12 protein-coding genes are annotated in these 13,768 nt (G+C 62.2%); 2 read left to right on the top strand and 10 right to left on the bottom strand.

The annotated features are described in order from the left end of the window. Positions 1-11: 11 nt before the first annotated feature. Genes CUR33_RS04300 through CUR33_RS04310 form a run of 3 tightly spaced genes read right to left on the bottom strand, consistent with a single transcriptional unit; the run spans position 12 to position 1,766 of the window. Positions 12-272, bottom strand: a complete 261-nt coding sequence (locus CUR33_RS04300) for a phosphopantetheine-binding protein (RefSeq protein WP_090249897.1) — start codon at positions 270-272, stop codon at positions 12-14. Then, entirely contained in the window at positions 247-1,062 is an 816-nt protein-coding gene (locus tag CUR33_RS04305) for a lysophospholipid acyltransferase family protein (protein ID WP_289238806.1), read from the bottom strand. The genes CUR33_RS04300 and CUR33_RS04305 overlap by 26 nt, the downstream gene beginning before the upstream one ends. Further along, complete coding sequence (locus tag CUR33_RS04310) at positions 1,035-1,766, bottom strand: beta-ketoacyl synthase chain length factor (protein WP_448703105.1); 732 nt, start codon at positions 1,764-1,766, stop codon at positions 1,035-1,037. Before CUR33_RS04310 ends, CUR33_RS04305 begins: the two co-directional genes overlap by 28 nt. Before the next feature lie 212 nt (positions 1,767-1,978). On the opposite strand from CUR33_RS04310, the gene CUR33_RS04315 reads away from it, so the two are divergent. Beyond that, positions 1,979-2,752, top strand: coding sequence for a ParA family protein (locus CUR33_RS04315; RefSeq protein WP_090249893.1), 774 nt, complete (start codon positions 1,979-1,981; stop codon positions 2,750-2,752). 58 nt (positions 2,753-2,810) lie between these two features. On the opposite strand, the gene CUR33_RS04320 is transcribed toward CUR33_RS04315, so the two are convergent. The 5 genes from CUR33_RS04320 to CUR33_RS04340 all read right to left on the bottom strand — a co-directional run bounded on the left by CUR33_RS04320 (position 2,811) and on the right by CUR33_RS04340 (position 7,929). Then, positions 2,811-3,611, bottom strand: a complete 801-nt coding sequence (locus tag CUR33_RS04320) for a universal stress protein (RefSeq protein WP_090249890.1) — start codon at positions 3,609-3,611, stop codon at positions 2,811-2,813. A gap of 88 nt (positions 3,612-3,699) precedes the next feature. Then, the gene (locus tag CUR33_RS04325) at positions 3,700-4,143 is read right to left on the bottom strand and encodes a YiiD C-terminal domain-containing protein (RefSeq protein ID WP_090249887.1); all 444 of its coding nucleotides are present in this window, start codon (positions 4,141-4,143) and stop codon (positions 3,700-3,702) included. Between the two features lie 94 nt (positions 4,144-4,237). Further along, on the bottom strand, positions 4,238-4,672 hold the full coding sequence (trxC, locus tag CUR33_RS04330; protein ID WP_090249885.1) for a thioredoxin TrxC: 435 nt from the start codon (positions 4,670-4,672) through the stop codon (positions 4,238-4,240). Between the two features lie 60 nt (positions 4,673-4,732). Further along, the gene (locus CUR33_RS04335; protein WP_090249883.1) at positions 4,733-6,010 is read right to left on the bottom strand and encodes a bifunctional O-acetylhomoserine aminocarboxypropyltransferase/cysteine synthase; all 1,278 of its coding nucleotides are present in this window, start codon (positions 6,008-6,010) and stop codon (positions 4,733-4,735) included. Between the two features lie 122 nt (positions 6,011-6,132). Continuing rightward, positions 6,133-7,929, bottom strand: coding sequence for an SLC13 family permease (locus CUR33_RS04340; protein ID WP_090249880.1), 1,797 nt, complete (start codon positions 7,927-7,929; stop codon positions 6,133-6,135). 237 nt (positions 7,930-8,166) lie between these two features. Between CUR33_RS04340 and CUR33_RS04345 the strand changes: the two genes are divergently transcribed. Further along, the gene (locus tag CUR33_RS04345; protein ID WP_289238808.1) at positions 8,167-8,862 is read left to right on the top strand and encodes an aspartate/glutamate racemase family protein; all 696 of its coding nucleotides are present in this window, start codon (positions 8,167-8,169) and stop codon (positions 8,860-8,862) included. A 7-nt stretch (positions 8,863-8,869) separates the two neighbouring features. On the opposite strand, the gene selO is transcribed toward CUR33_RS04345, so the two are convergent. After that, positions 8,870-10,330 (bottom strand): protein adenylyltransferase SelO, encoded by a 1,461-nt coding sequence (gene selO / locus CUR33_RS04350; protein ID WP_289238809.1) that lies wholly within the window; start codon positions 10,328-10,330, stop codon positions 8,870-8,872. A 75-nt stretch (positions 10,331-10,405) separates the two neighbouring features. Continuing rightward, positions 10,406-13,765 (bottom strand): mechanosensitive channel MscK, encoded by a 3,360-nt coding sequence (gene mscK, locus CUR33_RS04355; protein WP_090249872.1) that lies wholly within the window; start codon positions 13,763-13,765, stop codon positions 10,406-10,408. Between the last annotated feature and the right edge of the window lie 3 nt (positions 13,766-13,768).

Genomic DNA, 13,768 nt, shown 5'->3' on the forward strand with positions numbered 1-13,768 from the left:
CGGCGGCTCCCTCAGGCGGTCTGTTGCGATGACACGAATGCCGCCAGGCTGGCTACGTTGGCAAAGTGCTTGCGGGTGTCTTTGGCTTCAGCGTCGATCTTGATGCCAAAGCGCTTCTGGATCGCCAGGCCGAGCTCCAGGGCGTCGACCGAGTCCAGGCCGAGGCCTTCGCCGAACAGCGTCAGGTCGGCGGCAATGTCTTCGGCCGCCATGTCTTCAAGGCCCAGGGCATCGATAATCAGGTTTTTAATTTCCAGCTGTAAATCGCTCATCTTTGGCGAGCTCCTTCATAAAGTGTTGGTGCAGAAAATCGTTGAGTTTGCGCGAGGCTATCGGCGGCGCCCCCATGGCATTGAACTGCTGTGGGTCAATATCCTCGCCTACGCGTAGGCGAATGTGAAAACGGCGCGACGGAATGCTGTACCAGGGCTCGGCTTTGGTCAGGGTGGTGGGGCTGACGCTAATCACCACTGGGGTGACGATGCGTGCGCCACGAATCGCGATGGCCGCTGCACCACGGTGAAACTCCGGGGCCTGCCCCGGCGTGGTGCGCGTGCCTTCGGGGAATATCACCAGGGTCTGGCCGCTTTGCAGCGCGCCGGCGGCTTCGTCGAGCATGTCCATGCTGCCGCTGTTGCTGATGAAGTGGGCCGCGCGCAAGGGGCCGCGCATGCTCGGGTTGTCCCACAGGGTTTGTTTGACCACGCAGTTGGCATTACGAATAAAGGCGATCAGTACCACCACATCGATCAGCGAGGGGTGGTTGGCGATGACCATTTGTCCCGGTTGACCGAGGCGTTCGATGCCTTCGACTTCGTAGGTCAGTACGCCGCTGCGGTACATAAAGCGCACGAACAGGTAGAAGGTTTTGCTCACCACCGCGCGGGCGCGGGTGCGCCGGCTCAGGGCATCGCCTGGCAGCAGGGCCAGCAGGGGGAAGATCAGCACGCGCAGCAGCACACCGCCGATGCCGAACAGGCTGAAACTCAGGGCCGTGGCCACCAGCCGCCAGACATAAGGCGGGCTGTAACGGCTCAGGCCTTGTTGCGTGACCAGGTCCATTGTCGGCTCTTCCAGTGGTGCTGCAGGGTCGGCTGGTCGCTGCACAGGGCGCGGACCAGGTTGAGAGCGTGGGGCCATTCGCTGCCGGCGCCATCGGCCCGGCTCAGGTGCAGCTGCCAGTCATCGCCCGGCGTCAGCAGTAGGCCAACGGCATAGGGGAACGGGACGTCGTCGATAAATGGCGCGTAAAGCTCGGGCGGAGTTTCTTCGGCAATCACCACGAGCACTGCTGGTGCGCCGTCGTGGAGCATGCCGCAGGCTTCCAATATGGCGTTTTCCAGGCCGTCGCCGGCGCCGGCAATGGCCGTCATTTCGCTGTGATCGCCGCGCTGTATCGACCATAGACCGATGATCGCGTTGTGCACCGAGAGGCTGAACTGGGTCGGCGACAGCGGCTCGTTGTGCGCCAGATCACTGAGAATGGTCAGGGTACGCGGGGTTTCGCCATGCCGGCTGGCGAACACCATCGGTAATTGCGGGTGCGTTTCGGCCAGCGGCCAGGCGACGTGGAAGGCCATCCGCGCCAGGCGGCTCAGGCGGCGGCGCTGCATGGCCGGCAGCGCGCTGACATCCGGTTGCTGGCCCGCATCCACCAGGCGCGACGGTGCCTGATGCCAGGCGCACCAGTCAGCCGTGCTGTCCAGGCCAGGAGCCCAGGCACGCCATTGTTCGATCCTGAAATGTGTCACGCGGTGGGCATCCATGTCGGCTGCCGCCAGCCGCAACCAGCGGAGGGCTTGGCAGCAGGCATGGCGAAGTGCTGGCATTATCCAGACCGTACGGGCCGTGCGCAAATCTATGGCCTACTGTTCTGACCGGAGGCGGCGGGGTTTTGCCGAAAATCTCGCCCTTGTCACGTAGTTTGCATAGAATCCGGGACCATTTCGGGGTTTATGCGGGATTCAGGGGGTATTTCATGCGGCGCGTGATCTTCAATCAGAAGGGCGGTGTGGGGAAGTCCAGTATTGCCTGCAACCTGGCCGCGGTCAGTGCTTCCCAGGGCTATCGCACGCTGCTGATCGACCTGGATGCCCAGGCCAATTCGACCCATTACCTCACCGGCCTGACCGGTGAGGACATCCCCATGGGCATTGCCGAGTTCTTTAAAGGCACGCTGTCATCGGCGCCTTTCGGCAAGAAGGGCAGCGTGGATATCTACGAGACGCCGTTCGACAACCTGCATGTGGTCACCGCCACCGCCGAGTTGGCCGACCTGCAGCCGAAGCTTGAGCAAAAACACAAGATCAACAAGCTGCGCAAACTGCTCGAAGACCTCAGTGAAGACTACGAGCGCATCTACCTCGATACCCCACCTGCGCTGAATTTCTACACCGTCTCCGCGTTGATCGCCGCTGACCGTGTGTTGATTCCGTTTGACTGCGACAGCTTCTCGCGCCAGGCGCTGTATGGCCTGCTGCGCGAAATCGAAGAGCTTAAGGAAGACCACAACGAGGGCCTGGAAGTCGAAGGCATTGTGGTCAACCAGTTCCAGCCGCGCGCCAGCCTGCCGCAGCAGCTGCTCGATGAGCTGATTGCCGAGGGTCTGCCGGTGCTGCCGGTCAACCTGATGAGTTCGGTGAAGATGCGCGAATCGCACCAGGCCTGCACGCCGCTGATCTACCTGGACCGCAATCACAAGTTGACTCAGCAGTTTGTCGAGCTGCATGACCTGCTCAACAGTGCTGATTGAGTTGAGTCTGGATAACAAAAAAGCTGCCTAGGCAGCTTTTTTGTTGGGCGAAGAAAACCTACCTGACGACGTAGATGTCGCAGGGCGCCTTGTGCAGGAAGTGCTGCGCCAGGCTGCCGAGCAATGCTTGCGACAATGCGCTGCGGCCGTGGCTGCCGAGTACCAGCAGTTCGGTGTTGGTGCTCTTCAAGCGTGCTTGCAGGCAGCGCAGGATGCCGCCTTGCTCCACCGAGTGAGTCAAGGTCGGGCCTTTCTCTGGCAGGTTCTGCGCTTCATCTTCCAGCAGCTGGTTGATCAGGGCTTTTTGCGTGGTCAGTTGCGCTTCAACCTGCTTGGGCGTTCCCTTGTCTGGCTCGAAGACGTGCAGGGCGTGCAGTTCGGCCGTTTCCGGCAGCAGGCGGTAGGCCTGGCCGAGGGCGCTGCAGGCGCAGAGTGAGAAATCGATGGCCGCCAGTGCACGCTGGTATGGCTTGAAATCGTTACGCGCTACCAGCAGCAGTGGCACCGGACAGTTGCGGGCAATGCGGTCGAGGCTGGTGCCGGAGAAGAAGTCGTGGCGCTGGTGATGGCCGCCGAGTACAAGCAAGTCGCAACCCAGCTCATTAAGCTGTTGCAGCACCACTTCCGACGGTTTGATGCCTGTGCGGATCAGCAGTTGGCTGCCGGGTGGTGCGTATTGGGTCAGGCTGCGGTCAAGCGCCTGCTTGGCCTGCTCATGTTCTTGGCTACTTTTGCTCGGGTCGAGCACATGCAGGATGGTCAGTTTGGCGTTGAATTGCTTGGCCAGCTGGGTGGCGCGGCACAGCGCCATGTCGGCAGTGTCGCGCAGGTCGTGGGCAATAAGGATGTGGCTGGGCATGGTCGGCGTTCTCCTGCCGATGCATGTCGGCACATTTATTGTGACCTCGAGTCATAGCTGGACTTTTGACCTAGGGCAAGGTCAGGTGTCAGCGTGCGCGCAATTGGTAAAGGCCGCGACTCTCGGCCACTACTTCACCACTCTCATCGGTTAGCTGCAACTGTAAAACATACTCGGCTTTGCCCAGTTCTGTTGCCTGTTTTTGCAGCTGCTGGATTTCCTCTGCTGCAAGGTGTGCCTCGACTCGAATATCGCCGGTTGCCGGGCGGCGAAAGCGCAGGTTCATTTCCTTGATGATGGGGTAAAAGCGCTGGGCATCGAAGCTGGTGAGGAACAGCGCACCGCCGGGAATTTCTGCCAGGGTGAACAGCGCGCCGGCGTACATGCTGCCGATATGGTTCTGGTTGCCCGCCAGCGGCATCAGCAGGCGCACGTGGCCGACTTCCAGCACTTCGGCCTTGAGCCCGCTGCGCTGGACAAAGGCAATCTGTTCTTCGGTGAGCTGGCGCACCAGTTCGATAGGCATCGTCATGCTTGGCTCCACAATTATTGTTGTGCAGCCAGCCTAAGGGTTGGTCGATGGCAGGGTAATGACCGCAAGGCTGCCGGTCGATTGACCAATCCGCTCAGATGCCCTGCTGACGCAACCAGCCGAGCAATTGCGGCAAGGGCAGCGCGCCACTCTGGCGAGCCACTTCGATGCCGCCCTTGAGCAGGATCAGCGTAGGGATCGAGCGAATGCCCATTTCAGCCGACAGCTGTGGGTTTGCTTCGCTGTCCAGCTTGCTCAGGCGGCAGTGGCCCTGCAGCTGCGCGGCGGCCTGTTCGTAGATTGGCGCAAAGCTGCGGCAGGGGCCGCACCAGCTGGCCCAGACATCAATCAGCAACGGCAGGTCGCCTTTGTTCTGCGCGTCGAAGTTGGCTTGGGTTAGTTCGAACGGTGTGCTGGGCAGCACCTCCGATTTGCAACGGCCGCAGCGCGGCGCATCGCCCAGGCGCTCGGCGGGAATGCGGTTGAGGCCGTTGCAGTGTGGACAAGGGATCAGCAGGGGATTGGACATGGGCGACTCCAGAGGCGGTTATCCCTAATCTGGAGTCGCTTGCGCGGATATCAAGGGCGATCAGCCCGCCGCAGCGTCCAGTGCCTGGGCCAAGTCGGCGAGGATGTCGTCGCTGTGCTCGATACCGATCGACAGGCGCACCATGTCGCGCGGCACGCCGGCGCGCTCCAGCTCTTCATCATTCAGCTGGCGGTGAGTGGTCGAGGCCGGGTGGCAGGCCAACGATTTGGCATCGCCGATATTCACCAAACGCACCACTAACTGCAGCGCATCGATAAAGCGTGCGCCTGCAGCCTGGCCGCCAACAATGCCAAAGGACAGGATCGAGGCCGGCTTGCCGCCGCAGAAACGCTGCGCCAGGGCGTGCTCGGGGTGATCGGGCAGACCGGCATATTTGACCCACGCCACCTGTGGATGATTTTGCAGGTAATGGGCAACCTTCAGCGCATTCTCGCAGTGGCGCTCCATGCGCAAGGCCAGGGTTTCCAAGCCTTGCAGAATCAGGAAGGCATTGAACGGCGACAGCGCCGCGCCGGTGTTGCGCAACGGCACCACGCGGCAGCGGCCGATAAAGGCCGCCGGGCCGAAGGCTTCGGTGTAGGTCACGCCGTGATAGGAAGGATCCGGGGTGTTGAGCAGCGGGAAGCGCGCCTTGTTGTCCGCCCAGGGGAACTTGCCGGAGTCGACGACGATGCCGCCGATGCTGGTGCCGTGGCCGCCGATGTACTTGGTCAGCGAGTGCACGACGATGTCAGCGCCATGCTCGAACGGGCGGCAGAGAATCGGCGTGGCCACGGTGTTGTCGACGATCAGCGGCACGCCATGGCGGTGCGCAGCGGCGGCCAGTGCGGCCAGGTCGACGATATTGCCGGCCGGGTTGCCGATGGATTCGCAGAACACGGCTTTGGTTTTGTCGTCGATCAGCGCTTCGAGGGCGGCGATGTCGTCATGGGCGGCAAAGCGGGTCTGGATGCCGAAGCGCGGCAGGGTGTGGGCCAGCAGGTTGTAGGTACCGCCGTAGAGCTTGGCCACCGAGACGATATTGTCACCGGCTTCGGCGACGGTCTGGATCGCATAGGTGATCGCGGCCATGCCCGACGCCACGGCCAGCGCGCCGACGCCACCTTCCAGCGCAGCCACGCGCTCTTCGAGCACGGCGTTGGTCGGGTTCATGATCCGCGAGTAGATGTTGCCGGCGACCTTCAGGTCGAACAGATCGGCACCGTGCTGGGTGTCGTCGAAGGCAAAGGAGCTGGTCTGGTAGATCGGCACCGCCACCGCCTTGGTGGTCGGATCAGGGCTGTAACCGGCGTGGATGGCCAGGGTTTCCAATTTCATGCGCGCGTTCCTTCAGGGCAGTTTGAAAACCCGCAGCATGGCCAAAGCAAGAAGGCCCGGTCAATGCGCTGGAGCAATGAATCGGGCCTTGGGTTAGATCGATATATTCGCCGCTTATGCCGTCAAACCGGTGTCAGCGGGAAGAACCAGGGGATTACAAAACTGGCCACCACCCACAGCAGCAGGTTGAGTGGAATGCCGATCTTCATAAAGTCGGTAAAGCGGTAGCCGCCGGCGTTATACACAAATGTGTTGGTCTGATAGCCGATGGGCGTGGCGAAGCTGGCGCTGGCGGCGAACATCACCGCGACCACGAAGGCGCGTGGGTCGACACCCAGGTGCTGGGCCATGCCGATGGCAATCGGCGTGACCAATACTGCCACCGCGTTGTTCGACAGCACTTCGGTGAGGATCGAGGTGAACAGGTAGATAAACGACAGCATCAGCAGCGGGCCGGCCCAGGGCATCAGGCCCATGACATTGCTGACCATCAGGCTGACCAGACCGACCTTGTCCATGGCGATGCTGATGGCCAGCATGCCGAAAATCAGGCTGAGAATTTTCCAGTCTACTGCCTTGTAGGCGTCTTCCACGTCCAGGCAGCGGGTGGCCAGCACGGTGACTGCGCCGATGATCGCCAGGCCCTCGATGGGCATCACGCCAAACGCGGCGAGGATCATCACCGCCAGGGTGGCAATGATCGCAATCGGCGCCTTGTCGCGGCGGAAGGCGCGCTCCTGCACGGCATTTAGGCTGATCAGCTCGCCGTTGTCGGCGAAGCGCTTGATCTGCGTCGGCGTACCCTCCACCAGCATCACGTCGCCGAACTGCAGTTCGAAGTCATCCAGGTTGCCCTGGATGTTCTCATCCTGACGGTGCACAGCGAGCACGGCGATGCCGTAGCGCGCGGTCAGGTCGAGGTCGCGCATTGGGCGGTGGCTGTAGCGCGAGTTACGCCCGACGATGGCCTCGGCGAGGATCACGTCGTGGCTGCTGATGGTTTCGAAGGCATCGCTACGGTTGAACGTCAGGTGGCCGCTTTCGCGCAGCTCCACCACATCCTTGACCTGGCCGTGCAGCACCAACTGGTCGCCCGCCACCAGCAGGGTGTCGTGGGCCGGTTCGGTGAGCTCTTGCTCGTCACGGAAGATTTTCAGCACCTGCAGGCCACTGCCACCGTTGAGGTTGGCTTCGTGCAGGGTTTTGCCGATTACCGGTGAGTTGTGTGGCACCAGCAGCTCGGTCATAAAGGTGCGGTCGAGGTTCGGACGCAGCTGCTTGGACAGGGTTTCGCGCTCAGGCAACAGGCGATGGCCGATGGTCAGCAGGTAGGCCATGCCGAAGGCGGCCATGATCAGCCCGGCACCGGTAATTTCAAACATGCCAAAAGGCTCAAGGCCGGCTTTGCGCGCCACGCCATCGACCAGAATGTTGGTCGAGGTGCCGATCATGGTCAGGGTGCCGCCGAGGATGGTGGCGTAGGACAGAGGAATCAGCAGCTTCGAGGGGAAGGTGCCGGCTCTGCGTGCCAGGGAAATCGCCACCGGAGTGAGAATGGCCACCACCGGGGTGTTATTCAGGAAGGCTGAGATCACCAGGGCGGTTACGGTCAGGCCGGTAAGCACGCGGATCGGGCTGGTGCCGACCAGATCGCCCAGCCAGTTGCCGAGGGCGTCGATGCAGCCAGTGCGCTCCAGTGCCGCTGAGAGCACGAACATGCAGGCGATGGTCACTGGCGCCGAGTTGCTCAGTACGCTGAGTACTTCCCCAGGCGTAAGCAGTTGGGTAATCAGCAGCGCCGCTACTGCTATGGCCGCGACGATGTCCGGGCTCCACTTCTCGCGCACAAAGGCGTACAGCACCCAGATCAGCAGGGCACCGACAAACAGCAGGGGCAGGGGAAGAGAGTCCCAGAACATGAACATCCTTAGCGTTGAATCTCGTGTGAGGTATCGGGCACGCCAATCCAGACTGGGCGGCCACGCAAGGCGGAGAAGATAAGGGTTGCTGCTTAGAGAGTCTAAGAATGTTTGGAAAGGTTTATATGCCTTTTCGGTTTAATAGATAAGGCTGTACCGACCGCTCTGCCGCGCACTGTGCCTGTGCGTTGGATCGGTGACGGATTAGGCTCAAGGCTTAACCGAGCAGGAGGTGATATGCGTCAGCTAGGCATTCTGGGCGGCATGAGTTGGGAGTCGACGGCCAGCTATTACCGTTTGCTCAACCAGGGTGTGCGCGAGCGCCTCGGTGGTTTGCACTCGGCACCGCTGCTGCTGCATTCCGTGGATTTTGCCGAGATCGCCGAGCTGCAGCGGTGTGGCAACTGGCAGGCGGCTGGGCAGATGCTGGCGCAGGCGGCTCAAGGGCTTGAACGGGCGGGAGCAACGGCCCTGCTGCTGGCCACCAACACCATGCACAAGGTGGCGCCGGCCATCGAGGCGGCGGTGCAGATACCGCTGCTGCATATCGGCGATGCGGTTGGTCAGGCCCTGCAACGCCAGGGTGTGCGCCGCGCGGCCTTGCTCGGTACGCGCTTTACCATGCAGGAGGACTTCTACCGCCAGCGCCTGGCCGAGCGCTTTGCGATTGAGGTGATCACTCCGGACGCGGCGCAGATGACGGAAATCGACCGGGTGATCTTTGCCGAGCTGTGCCAGGGCCAGTTTCTGCCGCAGGCGCGGGCGTTCTATCTGGACTGTTTGCGCACGCTACAAACCCAGGGCGCCGAGGTGGCCATCCTCGGCTGCACCGAGATCGGTTTGCTGCTCGATGGCCTGGACGCCCCACTGCCGCTGCTCGACAGCACCGAGCTGCATGTAGCCATGGGGTTGGAATGGATGCTGGGGGCTTGAGCGCGGCTCAAGACGAGCAGCTGATTTCCAGGTGCTTGCCCCATTCCGGCGGACGCTGGGCGTAGCGTTCGAAGCCTGGCTGCTCGTCGAAGGGCCGCGATAGCACTTGATGCAGTTCGCGCACCGGGGCGTAGTCGCCTTGCTCGGCGGCCTCAATCACTTGCTGCGCCAGGTAGTTGCGCAAGATGAACTTGGGGTTGACCGCGTGCATGCGCATGCGGCGTTTCGGCTGGTCGTCGCCATCCTGAGCGCTGCGCGCCTGGTAGTCAGCGGCCCAGGCATCGAAACCAGCCAGGTCGGTGAAATCGTCGCGCAGACGCGCTACGGCTTGCGCGGCCGGGCTGTCGCCGAGTTCGCGGAAGAACAGGGTGTAATCCACCGCGCTGCTCTGCATCAATTGCAGCAGGCGCTGCACCAGGGCTTCATCGCCCTCATCGGCACTGAGCAGGCCCAGGCGCTTGCGCATCAGGTCGAGGTAATGCGCCTGGTACAACGGCAGGAACAGACCGAGGGTTTCCCGTAGCGCGTCGACATCGACCAGCGGTACCAGGGCCTGGCCGAGGGCGGCGAGATTCCACTGGGCGATCGGCACCTGATTGCTGAACGAGTAACGGCCGGTGTCATCGGAATGGTTGCAGATGTGCTGGGCATCGAAATCATCGAGAAAGGCGTAGGGACCGTAATCAAAGGTGATGCCGAGGATCGACATGTTGTCGGTGTTCATCACCCCGTGACAGAAACCGTAGGCCTGCCAGTAGGCGATCATCGTGGCGTTGCGTTCGATGACTTCGCGGAACATCGCCAGGTACGGATGTTCCTGCTGCAAACAGTCGGCGTAGTGACAGTGCAGCACATGCTCGGCCAGCTGTTTGAGTTGCTCATGTTGCTGGGTGTAATAGAAGTACTCGAAGTGACCGAAGCGGATATGGCTGGGCGCCAGGCGCAGTACCATCGCCGCGCGTTCTTGTTTCTCCCGCCAGACCGGCGTGCTGGAGCCGGTCACGCACAGTGCCCGCGAGCTGGGGATGCCGAGGGCGTGCAGGTGTTCACTGGCGAGAAACTCGCGGATCGATGAACGCAGCACGGCGCGGCCGTCGCCCATGCGCGAGTAGGGCGTTTGTCCGGCACCTTTGAGGTGCAGATCCCAGTACTCGCCGGCGTCGTTGATGACCTCACCCAGCAGCAGGCCACGGCCATCGCCCAGGCGCGGGTTGTAGCCGCCGAACTGATGCCCGGAATAGACCATGGCGCGCGGCTCGGCGGTGCTCCACAGCTTGTGCCCGGCGAAGATCTGCGCAAATACCTCGCTCTCGGCTTCACTCGGGTCCAGATCCAGCAAGGCCATGGCGGCCTGGCTGGCAACGACCAGGCGCGGCTCGGCAATCGGCTCGGGCAGCACGTGGGTGGAAAATACGTCGCCGAGGCGGGCAAAACGGTTGTCGAACTGCAGCTCGATAAGCGGCTTCACGGTCAGGCTCCAGCCGGGCACATACGGCCCGGCAGTGATGAGGTGGCAGCCCGCGCTGGCGGGCCTGGCGGCAAGCTACTGCGGGTCGATTGCAGGTGTCGGTGGTGGTAATTGTCCCTGCTGCGCATCGGCTGCCGCCGTGGCGGCCACCATTTGTCCGGTGGTCAGGTTGAGTTCCTGGCCGTGCAGGTTCTTGATCATCACCTCGACCTGGTTGAAGGCCATTTCCACGTTGTGCTCACGGAAGCTCAGGGCGATGCGCGTGAGGATTTCATCGGTGGCGGCGTTGCGGTCGCCCAGCTCGCGCACATGGAAACGCAGCTCGTAGTCGAAGGTGCTGGCGCTGATGGTCAGGAAGAACAGCAGCGGTGCCGGATCGCGCAGTACCCGCGGGTTTTCCTCGGCGGCCTGCATCATCAGCTTACGCGCCAGTGGCAGGTCGGTTTCGTAGGCTACGCCGACCTTGATGATCACCCGGGTAACCGTGTCGTTGAGCGACCAGTTGATCAGCTGGTCGGTGACGAAGGTCTTGTTCGGCACGATGATTTCTTTGCGGTCGAAATCGGTGATGGTAGTGGCGCGAATGCGGATCTTGCTCACGGTGCCGGACAGGTTGCCGATGGTCACCACGTCGCCGATGCGCACCGGGCGTTCGAACAGAATGATCAGGCCGGAAATAAAGTTGGCGAAGATTTCCTGCAAGCCAAAGCCCAGGCCTACCGACAGGGCGGCGACCAGCCACTGCAACTTGTCCCAGCTGACGCCGAGGGTCGACAGGGTGGTGACAAAGCCGATGGCTACGATCAGGTAGGACAGCAGGGTGGTGGTGGCGTAGGCGCTGCCCTGGGCCAGGTTCAGCCTGGAGAGCACCAGCACTTCGAGCAGGCCGGGTAGGTTGCGGCCCAGGGCGATGGTGATACCGACGATTACCAAGGCGCCGAGCACATCACTGAGGCTGATCGGCACCAGGGTGGCGGCATCACCGCTGCCGCTGCTGTATTGGTAGAGGGCGATGTTGTCGAGGTAGGCAAACACCGAGATCAGGTCCGCCCAGACCCAGTACAGGCCCGCGATAAAGGTGCCGAGCAGGGCCAGGCGAATCAGGCGCAGCGACTGCTGGTTGACCTGTTCGATATCCAGGGTCGGCTCCTCGACCACGGTTTCCGTGCCTTCGCCGCTGTCCTTGCTCTGTGCCTGGCGTTTGGCCGTGGCGCGCTGGTACGCCAGGCGACGTGCTGCCACGCCCAGGCCGCGCACGAAGGTGGCCTCGATGACCAGCCAGATCACCAGTAGATACAGGGTGTTGATCAGACGGTCACTGAGTTTCAGTGCGGTGTAGTAGTAGCCGAGGCCGACCGCGATGATAAGCGCCAATGGCAGCAGGCTCAGGCCGATGCCGATCAGCATGCGGAAGGCTGAGGCATGCTCGCGGGCCGGGCCGGTGAGTAGCAGTTTGTGCAGCAGCCAGACCATCAGTGCGTAGCAGGTCAGCACCACGGTCAGGCCGATCACGTCATCGCCCAGTCCGGCCGGTTGGTGTTTGGCCACCGTGACCACGGCGACCATGGCCATGACCACTAGGCCCAGACGGCGTACCTGGCGATGCAGGAACGCCACCTGTGAGCGGCCCCAGCGGAAGTGCAGCTCGGCCACGCCGCCATCGGCGAGGATGCGGTACAGGGTGTAGAACACCAGCCAGGCCTGGGCCATCTGGAACAGCGCCTCACCCAGGTTGGCGTTCTGTCCGCGGGCATCCATTTGCAGGGCGAAGCCGCACAGCGCCAGAAACAGCGTGCCGGGCAGGGCCAGCAATACGTTGAGCATGATCGCCATCGGCGTGTGCAATTGGCTGTCGCGTTTGAAGTGGCCTATGTCCTGATGCAGCTCGGCGAGCTTGCGGTACAGGTAGCCGCGGCGCCACAGCAGCACGCCAATCAGCAGCAGCAACGGCAGAAACAGCAGCGGCCGTTCGGTCAGGCCTGCACCCAGCTGGCGCAGGTTGGAGCCCCAGGGCAGTTCAGCAATCTGCCGTTCGAGCAGGCGCGGCACGGACTTGATCCACTCCAGATCCAGCGGCTTGTTGCTGGGAATCCAGAACATCTGCTCGTCGAGGGTGGCGCGCAGGGTTTCGGCGGTGGTTTTCAGTTGCTTCTGATTCAGCTGCAGGGTGATCGACTCGTTGAGCAGGGCGTTCAGCTCACGGTTAAGACGGTCGATCAGCTCGCGGCGGGTGTCGGCGATGGCCAGCAGATCGGTGCGCAGGGCCTGGTTATCGGCCTCGTTAGGCTGGGCGCTGAGCAAGTTGTCGACATACACGCTGGGGTTGTTGATGGCTTCGCGCTGTTGGTTGAGCTCGAACTGGTACAGGCGCAGGTCGGCGATCTGGTCTGGCAGGTTGCTGTCGATCTTCAGCGTCGGCAGGGCTTGCTGCTGCTTATAGAGGATGCGCGAGAGCAGAAGGCTGCCTTGCAGCACGCTGATCTGTTCTTCCAGGGCCTGGTCGCTCTGGCTCAGGCTGTCGAGTTGCTGCTTGGTCTGCAGATTCAGGCGGGTCAGTTCATTGAGCCGATCGGTGGCGCGCAGCAGGTAATCGGAGAGCTTCAGGTTGATTGCGCTTTCCTGTGCCAGCAGGCTGTCGGTGCCGGCCTTTTCGACCTCACGTGACTGTTCGGCCAGGGTTTGTTCGGAGACGTCGCGGCGCTTTTCATTGATCAGGTTCTGCAGGTCGAGCAGTTCCTGTTCGAGGCGTTTGATGCGCTCTTCCAGCAGGCTGCGGCGGCTGTTACCGAGGTCCTGCAGCAGGCTGTTGCCGGCCAGTTCCTGGCGGCGCAGCTGCGTTTGCGCATCAAGCTTGGCCAGTTCGGCATTCAGCTGGTTACGCCGCTCGTTGCTCAGTGGTTTGCTGGCATCGCGGCCGCTTTTCAGGATGCTGTTGATTTCCTGGCTGCGGGTCTGGTTGCCGCTGATTTCTGCCTGGGCGCGTTCCGGGCGAGTCTGCGCGGTGATCACCAGGCTATTGGCCTCGATGATCTGCTTCTGCCACTCGTTGAGTTGTGCGTTGCGATCGGCGAGCAATTGTTCGAGCTGCGGCAGTGTGCTTTTGCCGTAGCGCAGATTGACCTGGGTGGGTGTGCTGTTTTTCAGTCGCTCGTAATCGCGCTGCGCCTCGCCAATCAGGCGTGGGGCTTGCTGCAGCTGTTTCTCAAGGTCGGCGCGGCGCTGTTCGCTGTCGGCTTTTTCATCCAGCAGCGCCAGGGTTTTCTCCAGGGTCTGCTTGACGGCCAGCTGCTCGGCTTCCGGCAGCTTGCGGTCGGCCAGGTTGTCCAGGCTGCTTTGTACGTCAGCCCGGCTGGGTGGCTCGGCGGCCTGGAGCAGCGGGGCGCTCAGGCACAGCCCGAGCAGTGCGACGGCAAGATAAGTGCGAAGAGAGGGCATAGT

The organism is Pseudomonas sp. FEMGT703P (assembly GCF_002786345.1).
Classification (GTDB): Bacteria; Pseudomonadota; Gammaproteobacteria; order Pseudomonadales; family Pseudomonadaceae; genus Aquipseudomonas; species Aquipseudomonas peli.